Origin of the sequence: Rhodococcus sp. BP22 (assembly GCF_014281965.1) — a bacterium.
In the GTDB taxonomy this organism is placed as follows: Bacteria; Actinomycetota; Actinomycetes; order Mycobacteriales; family Mycobacteriaceae; genus Rhodococcoides.
The window spans coordinates 175132-182209 of record NZ_JACFTB010000009.1 but is presented as its reverse complement, the minus strand read 5'-3'; the positions used below and the strand labels follow the sequence as shown (position 1 = coordinate 182209).

The following is a 7078-nucleotide window of genomic DNA, read 5'->3' as shown; positions in this document are numbered from 1 at the left end:
GCCGAATTACCCTCTACCGGGCGACATTCCGAACATCGTTGGATTTTCGGCGATTACTACCGGGACCCCTACGAGGCCGAGTGCCTCGCACCCGATGCCGCGCAGCCCCACCGCGTCGCATCGCATCGCAAGCTCACCCGAGACTGAAGACACACGCCTTCGGGCGACGAGAATCGGCAATCCTAACGTCTCTGCTTACTTTGTCTCGTCCAACCACTTGTCGATGACGCGTTGCAGCACGTCGGGTCGGAGGCGCCTGACCTCCTCGATTTCGGTCACCCGTCTTCTGACCTTTGCCACCCACTCGGAAGGGAAATTGAACGGCAACCGTTCGGAGGTCCGTGGCGTCCGTACTGGGGTCTTGCGTAATGAGGTTCCCCCCGAAAAGTGGACAGTGGTCACGCGGCCATGATGGGCGCGATCAGTGACTGTTCGTACGTGGTGGGGCTGAGCATCCCGATCGTGGAGTGCCTACGGCGAGTGTTGTAGAAGTTCATCCAGTTGTCAACTGCAGCAACCAATTCAGTGGCATGAACGAAGGTGTGCCGGTAGTAGTACTCGTGCTTGAACGTCGACCACAGACTTTCGGCGCCGACGTTGTCCCAGCAAATACCGGTTGCACCCATCGAACGCCGCAACCCGTATCGTTCACACGCCTGCTTCATGATTCCAGCTGAGTACTGAGAGCCTCTGTCCGAGTGCATGATTGTGCCCGCAACATCGCCGCCACGTTCGGCGACCGCCATCTCCAACGCTTCGACAACCAGCTCGGTGCGCATGTGATCGGCCACGGCCCATCCGAGGACCTTCTTCGAGTGCTCGTCCTTGATCGCGCACAGGTACATATCCCCCTCCCCACAGGTCAGATACGTTATGTCCGAAGTCCACACCGCATCGAGTTCACCCTGATCGAAACGGCGCTGGACCAGGTCGTCGGGGAAGGATGTGAAATGCGGTTCCCCCGATGGTGGACACCGAGATAGCTGGACCGATGGTTCCGATGGAGGGATGTCCTCATGTCCCGCAAACGCAGGTCGTTCACGACCGAGTACAAGGTCGACGCCGGCCGACGGGTGATCGATTCCGGCCGCACGATCGCCGAAGTCGCCCGAGACCTCGGCATCAACGAAGCCCTGCTCGGACGCTGGGTTGCCGACGAAGGCCGGCGGATCGAGGCCGCCGCAGTATCCGGTGACCGGCCGCTCACAGCCGCCGAACGCACAGAGCCGGCACGGTTGCGCCGGCAGGTGTCGGGGCAGTCCCTCTGTCGGCACCGCTTCTGCGCCCGGATGCGCGAAGCCTTTTCGGCGTCGTCGGATACATAGTGATTGCCGATGGGACGTCGACCCGAAGTTCGGGGTCGGGTGAGTTGTGGCTTTCGTAGTAGTTGCGGGCAGACGATGTGCCACACCGTGTCAGCCAGCACAGGCTGACGATGTCTAGAATGCGGTCTTTGGGCATTGTCTCGAACGGGCTGTCCTGGGTATCGGACCACTCCGCGAACTTGTCGAGGATCAGGCCAGTAGCCCGAGAAAAGAGTCGACGAGCGAATACCAGATGGTCTGCGGCCCGGTTGTCGGCTGTTTGGCGTTGGCGGTGTGGTCACGCTTGAAGTCGCTAGTTTTCTGCACCCACGTCTGCTCGGCCTGCGTCAGCCCGTCGGCCGACAACCCGGGCGGTGCCTCCCGAACGTTGTGTGGATGCCGAGAACGTGCGCCGGTAACCCAGCCGCCGCGACCTTTTCGGTGCCCCACCCGGTGACAGCGGGCTTGCAGCTGTAGACGAAATCCGGCAGTGACGGTACAACGACGTGGAACGCCGGTTCGTCAACGCCTATCGGCTTCTATGACGGTTGCCGCACCCCCTACTGGGAGCAACCAGGCAAGCCAACAGACCGTCGACGACGCGCCTGGGTCGCTATGCAGAGTATGCCGAATGAACAGGAGTGCGCTCAGGTAAGTAACTTCGAGAATCTCAATCGATGGATGTGCAAGATCGCCAGGTAGTGTCGGGTGGTGATCGAACCGGTGATGCTCGATTCTCATGTTGCCGCAACGCGACTCGCCGGCCTTTTGAAGGACCGTCGCAGCTCACGCTCGTTTACAGCTCATCCGGTAACCAAAGCCCATCTTTCCGAGATTCTTTGGGCGGCGCGGGGGAGCAGTTCCGAGACCCGACGGACGGTACCGTCGGCTCACGATGTTCATGCGGTGTCTGTCTCGGTCGCAGTAAGTCGAGTGGGCAATGTCGACTGCGGACTGTATCGATATGCCGCATCTGATCATTCGCTGTCGATGGTGACCGATGAGGACCTGCACCCTACGCTTGCCTCAGCGTGCATAGTCGACGAGGAATGGGTGAAGGATTCGGCTGCCATTTTGATGCTGTCGGCCGATTTCGAGAAGGTCAATGCTGAGTTCGCAGAACAGTGGCCCTATGGGCGCCGCGGCGAGCGGTACGCGTGGTTGGAGGCAGGCCATATCAGTCAGAATGTCTACCTTGCGTGCGCTGAGCTGGGTGTAGGTGTCACATTTGTCGGAGGTGTGGACGAACGCCTGCTGCCCCAAGCCATCGGCAATATCGCACTGTTGCCGCACAACCATGAACTGCTGGGGTTGATGCCTCTTGGCATAGCGCGACCGTGACCTCCTGGGACACGCTGCCCGACCTCGGATGGGGCCGTTCGCGTGAACGAAGTGCACACTCCAGGGCGTTCGATGTTTTTGACTATCCAGCGTGAACGGGGTCGTGGCTTCCTGTGGAATTTACGGGTGCTGCTGATAATTCTTGGCTCCGTCCGCGGCCTGATGACCACCGTTGCGCACGCAATGCCCTTTATTGGGAGTTCGCGACCGAACTACGCATCCCCAACCGTTGGGTCGTTGCTTCGGCGAGACGTACTTGCTCATCCGTCTCGTCGACGTGATACCAAAACTCGTCCGGGGTCAAGTGGTCAGAAACCTGTATGAACACTCCCTTACAGGTTCGGCGGGTCGGTTGTGTCGTCTACAAGATTCGCGGCTTCGCGAAGGCCAAGACCGGGGTAGCTTTCGCGTAGCTTTTTGATCGCGGATATTCGTGACGACGACGAGGTTTTCGCATTCCAGACTTCGCGCGTGGGAACACTGCTGGGTTCGACGCGTGTCACCTCGGGCGAGGAGTCGCGATTGCGTCTTCGGCACTGCCGCACGAAAGACGTGGCCATGATGGCAAATGCCAGGAGATATAGAACAGCGAATGTGATGTTCCACGGTGAGGGCTCGTCGATGACGTTGCCGACGATCTGCGGCCCGGCCAGCACGACCGAAACCACTAGTAGATAAACAGTTCCCCATCGGTCGACGGTGGGGTTGTCATACCACTTCCGCTTGGTCACGACGCCGGCCTTTCATCTGTTGAGTTTGTCGTTATCTGCGGTGACGACTTGACCGACTCGCGCTGGCCAGGCTTCGATTTCGGGGATCGCGAGGACAGCGTCGACGGTCTTTCGGTTGCCTCCGAGGTAGACGCACGGAAAGTCGAAGTGGGCGACCATGCACCATGAATGGTCGGCGGGCCACCAGATGTGCGGTGACAAGGCTCGGTAGGAGAGCGTGGCGCGTGCGCCGGGGCCGCGAAGCAGAAAGTAGTTGTCGCCGTTGATGACTGCGGTCGGCGTCGTCGCGCGTATGTCGTCGAGTGAGGTGTTGCCTTCCCAGATGGCGAACCAGCAATCGTCGGGCGTGCTGGTGTGTTCGGCGAGAACCTGTACCACCCGCGTAAGCTGGCTCGTCCAATCGAGTACAGGTGTGGCGGCGGTCGGGGGGTTCGACTGGAGGAAACCACGTTCGCCCTTCGCTTCGATAGCGTGCAGTTCCATCTCGGCGTGGGCGATTGCCCCGATGTGGCGCGCGATGTCGGACCATCGAACCAGGCTCTCGTTGCCGTTCTGATCGGATGCATGCACCGGGTACAAGATTCGGGCGTAGGCGTCGAACGTGGCGGGAACGAGGGACCCGATTGTAGTGGTGGGTGCAAATTTCAGGTTGTCGGCAACCCAGCGGCTCTCCGAGACATCCTGCTGAAGATCGTTGTCCGTCCACTCGTCTTCCACAGCGACAGTCTCTCAGAAGGAGTCGAGAGGTAGTCGTCTTCAGCCCAAGTGCATCTGGCGTGTCCCCGGTGAACCAGGTACACGCCAGAACGTTCTCGACCGCCAGCGTTGGTCCACCCGGGAGCAGCTACGTCTGGCGATCCTGACCTGGATCGACCGGACCTACTACCGCAAGCGACGCCAACGAGGCCTCGGCAAACTCACGCCAATCGAGGTTGAGACAATCAATCAGAGCGCAAACGCGGCCTGAATCACTCAAACTTACGAGTCACGAGAGTGCCGCATCCAGAGTTGTAGAGGGCAACGTCGTCATCCTCGACTGCAATTATCTGCCAAGGGGTCGTAGCTTCCGTTCGCTATTCGGTTCGGGGCAATGCTCTCGGTCCCGAGACCGGACCCAGTCACACTTCGACTGCACGCCGCCAGCATCGACACCATGGGAAACGAAACCGTGTACCGGCCCGGTGGGATATCCACTCCGACAATGTGAACGCCATCACCCGTGATGGGGGGAAGTCGGTATTGCGATGACGGAGCCTACACGTGCGATTGCAAAGTCCATTGCAAAATCATCCAACTCTCCGTATCCGCCCTCGGTGGCAATCGCAAAGGCAACAAAGATCGCAGTAACCGCCGCCTTGCCCCGACCTTCACACGGCCGATATTGAAGGAGAAGCGGCAGAGCGTGGCGACTCATACACACCCCTGACGATTCACGGTCGAAATGGTCGCGGCAGACGCGTCCACCTGCTGCAGCAACGCACGCGTGGTCGCGGAGAGCGCGGTGACGGTCAGTAGCGGCGGGGCCGCCGAGCGCATAACCGTCGGGACTTGAGATGCGTCCGTCGCCCGTCGCCTTGTCCGAGTGGATCCAACCAATGGTCGAGCAGCATCGAATCTACGAAGTCGCGGGCGGACGGGCTGTGTTCTCTCAGTGAGTCGATGTCCATGAATGTCAGGCCGTCTCTGCGGGTCTCGAGGTATCGCGCTTGGGAACCTATCGATGGTCAGGTGTCTCCTCGCATGCTCGGCTGAGAGAGTGATTGTCGGTTCCTTGCTCAGTCTGCGCGGTCGTCTGCGGCTCGGTCGAGCAGGCCTGTGACGTCCAATTCCGTCGGCCACTGCATGACGGACCAGTCGGCTTGAAAGGTCTTGATGCCTCCCCGGGCGGCGACAGCGATTCGACCTCGCGAATCGATCGTGATCGAGGGCCGCGTCGCGCGCACCGGCACACTGGTCAGCGGGAGAAATGTGCGTCCGCTGTAGATGGTGAGAAGCCAGAATTGTTCGGTGCGGTCGTAGGTCACCGGTCCTGGTAGCGGCCACCAGCCAGCCGGACCGGTGCCGTCCGGTGGATGGGCGATCGTCCATGCATAATCGCCGACCTGACCTCCGAAGAACTGACGGCCCGTTGTCCATATCGTGCCGTCGGGCTGAAGGGTGAGGTCTGCTTGGACAACACCGATGTCAGGACCCTGAACCAAGCGCAGAGGGTTTCCAGCGAGGAAGGGCTCACCGCGTCGGCGGCGATCTATGGGCTCGGGGATCGGTCTAGAGGTCGACTGACCGTCGAGCATGACCCGCACGAGCTGCTTGCGCTGTCCGCGCGCTCCCACGACGGCCACGAAGTAGTCGTCGACTACAGCGACAGAGTTCACGTAGCCGTCGACGGCTGGGACATCGATGGGGTCGGTACCGGGGCGGTACAGCCGCCAGGTCGCGTCGCCGGCGGAGGTCAGCAGGGTTTCGTCGTTGACCGTGGCGGTGTAGGTGGGGCGTTCATCGACCTGAACAGGTTTGTTGCCGGGTGACAGCCAATAGGTGCCGTCAGCTCCCGTGACCCAGCATCCTGACGGCGTTGCCCGGACGTAGCGTCTGTCGCCTATCGCGCCTGGCAGCAGGTATTCGTTCACTCGCTGGTGGGCGTCGATGCTGACCGCCAGCGGGAGGGTGTCGTCGATAGTCCACAGCAGATCGCCGGCGGCCGAGATGTCACTCGGCTCGATGCTGGGGCGAGCGGGGATGGGCGGGACGTCGTCGAGATCGAGGTCGACGAGCACCGAAGTCTCTCCGTCGACGTACTCCGCATGGTCCTCGAGCATGCGGTGATCGAAGAAGCGAGGTGCCGCCTCGACGTCGCGTGTTCTGCGGGAGCCGGGTTCGGCGGCGATTGTTTCTTCGGGCCCGCGGCGGAAGCGGTGGCCGATCATCTGGACGCGGGTAACTCGGCCGCGGAAGCGGCCACCGGGATCACCCGAGTAAACACCCCGGAAGCGGCCGGTCAACTCGATGTCACCGGTGCGGGGACGGAAGCCGCGCCAGGTAGCAGTCCACCCGTCACCGCGGAGAAGGCCGCTCCACTGCCATCGGCGGGGAGCGTCGGGGCCCGTGTACTGCCGAAAAGGCTTCTTCGTCGTCGACTCGAGCAGCGCGCGGATGCTGACGACTTCGGTTGACGCGGAGGGGGTTTCGGTGAACGTGAGCGGACCGGCCAAAATATCGCCTACCCGGGGCGGGGCGATCTCACCATCGCCGATCACGTACCCGTCGATGTGCACGACCAGCGTGCGACGCTCAGTCATGCGCCTTTCGGTGAAGTCATGGCTCGAGGTTACCGCGCGCCGCGTCGAACGGCACACCCAGCGACCGGGACAAAGCTGCCGGCCTGACGCGGCCGTCTTCAAGGAGGTCCGCCGGATGTTGGCGTTGGCTGCCTAGCGGCGGGAAGGTACCCGCTGCAGCCGTCACTCGGATGCGCGCGATAGAAGTCATCGAATGTGCGTCGATCCAAGTCGATCGTGATAGCAAATGTTTTAATTACCATTTGTCCTCTGCGGTCTCGCGCGGTGGTTTCCGGTGTGCATGTAGCTCAACAGAGGTCGGATACTCGGATGTGGCCGCGATCTGGCCGGACCGATCTGGGTGCGTTCACGGTCGAGGCCGCGTCGAATTCGGCGGCTAGTTCATGTGTCGCGAGTCGTCTGT

The 7078-nt window shown here is 61.4% G+C and carries 5 protein-coding genes and 3 pseudogenes; 3 read left to right on the top strand and 5 right to left on the bottom strand.

The genetic code is table 11. The annotated features are described in order from the left end of the window. Window positions 1-398 precede the first annotated feature (398 nt). Window positions 399-1010 carry an IS3 family transposase gene (locus H2510_RS19145; protein WP_315901445.1) on the bottom strand — a complete coding sequence of 204 codons (612 nt, stop codon included), beginning with the start codon at window positions 1008-1010 and terminating at the stop codon, window positions 399-401. Window positions 1011-1016: 6 nt separating this feature from the next. Here H2510_RS19145 and H2510_RS19140 point away from each other — a divergent pair. Further along, a pseudogene (locus H2510_RS19140) lies at window positions 1017-1238 on the top strand (transposase); the annotation flags it as partial. Window positions 1239-1264: 26 nt separating this feature from the next. On the opposite strand, the pseudogene H2510_RS19135 reads toward H2510_RS19140, so the two are convergent. Beyond that, window positions 1265-1840 (bottom strand): annotated as a pseudogene (locus H2510_RS19135) (epoxide hydrolase); the annotation flags it as partial. A 175-nt stretch (window positions 1841-2015) separates the two neighbouring features. Here H2510_RS19135 and H2510_RS19130 point away from each other — a divergent pair. Next, window positions 2016-2645, top strand: a complete 630-nt coding sequence (locus H2510_RS19130; protein WP_186629848.1) for a SagB/ThcOx family dehydrogenase — start codon at window positions 2016-2018, stop codon at window positions 2643-2645. A gap of 332 nt (window positions 2646-2977) precedes the next feature. On the opposite strand, the gene H2510_RS19125 is transcribed toward H2510_RS19130, so the two are convergent. Both H2510_RS19125 and H2510_RS19120 read right to left on the bottom strand, forming a co-directional pair. Next, window positions 2978-3376 carry a hypothetical protein gene (locus H2510_RS19125; RefSeq protein WP_186629847.1) on the bottom strand — a complete coding sequence of 133 codons (399 nt, stop codon included), beginning with the start codon at window positions 3374-3376 and terminating at the stop codon, window positions 2978-2980. A 12-nt stretch (window positions 3377-3388) separates the two neighbouring features. Continuing rightward, on the bottom strand, window positions 3389-4093 hold the full coding sequence (locus H2510_RS19120; RefSeq protein ID WP_186629846.1) for a hypothetical protein: 705 nt from the start codon (window positions 4091-4093) through the stop codon (window positions 3389-3391). An 82-nt stretch (window positions 4094-4175) separates the two neighbouring features. Here H2510_RS19120 and H2510_RS19115 point away from each other — a divergent pair. Next, window positions 4176-4343, top strand: a pseudogene (locus tag H2510_RS19115) (IS3 family transposase); the annotation flags it as partial. Between the two features lie 808 nt (window positions 4344-5151). Here the strand turns inward: H2510_RS19115 and H2510_RS19110 are convergent. Beyond that, on the bottom strand, window positions 5152-6675 hold the full coding sequence (locus tag H2510_RS19110) for a hypothetical protein (RefSeq protein WP_186629845.1): 1524 nt from the start codon (window positions 6673-6675) through the stop codon (window positions 5152-5154). Between the last annotated feature and the right edge of the window lie 403 nt (window positions 6676-7078).

Excerpts from the sequence above, each read along its gene's own strand:
- H2510_RS19110 (WP_186629845.1), bottom strand. The coding sequence starts at position 6,675 with ATGACTGAGCGTCGCACGCTGGTCGTGCACATCGACGGGTACGTGATC.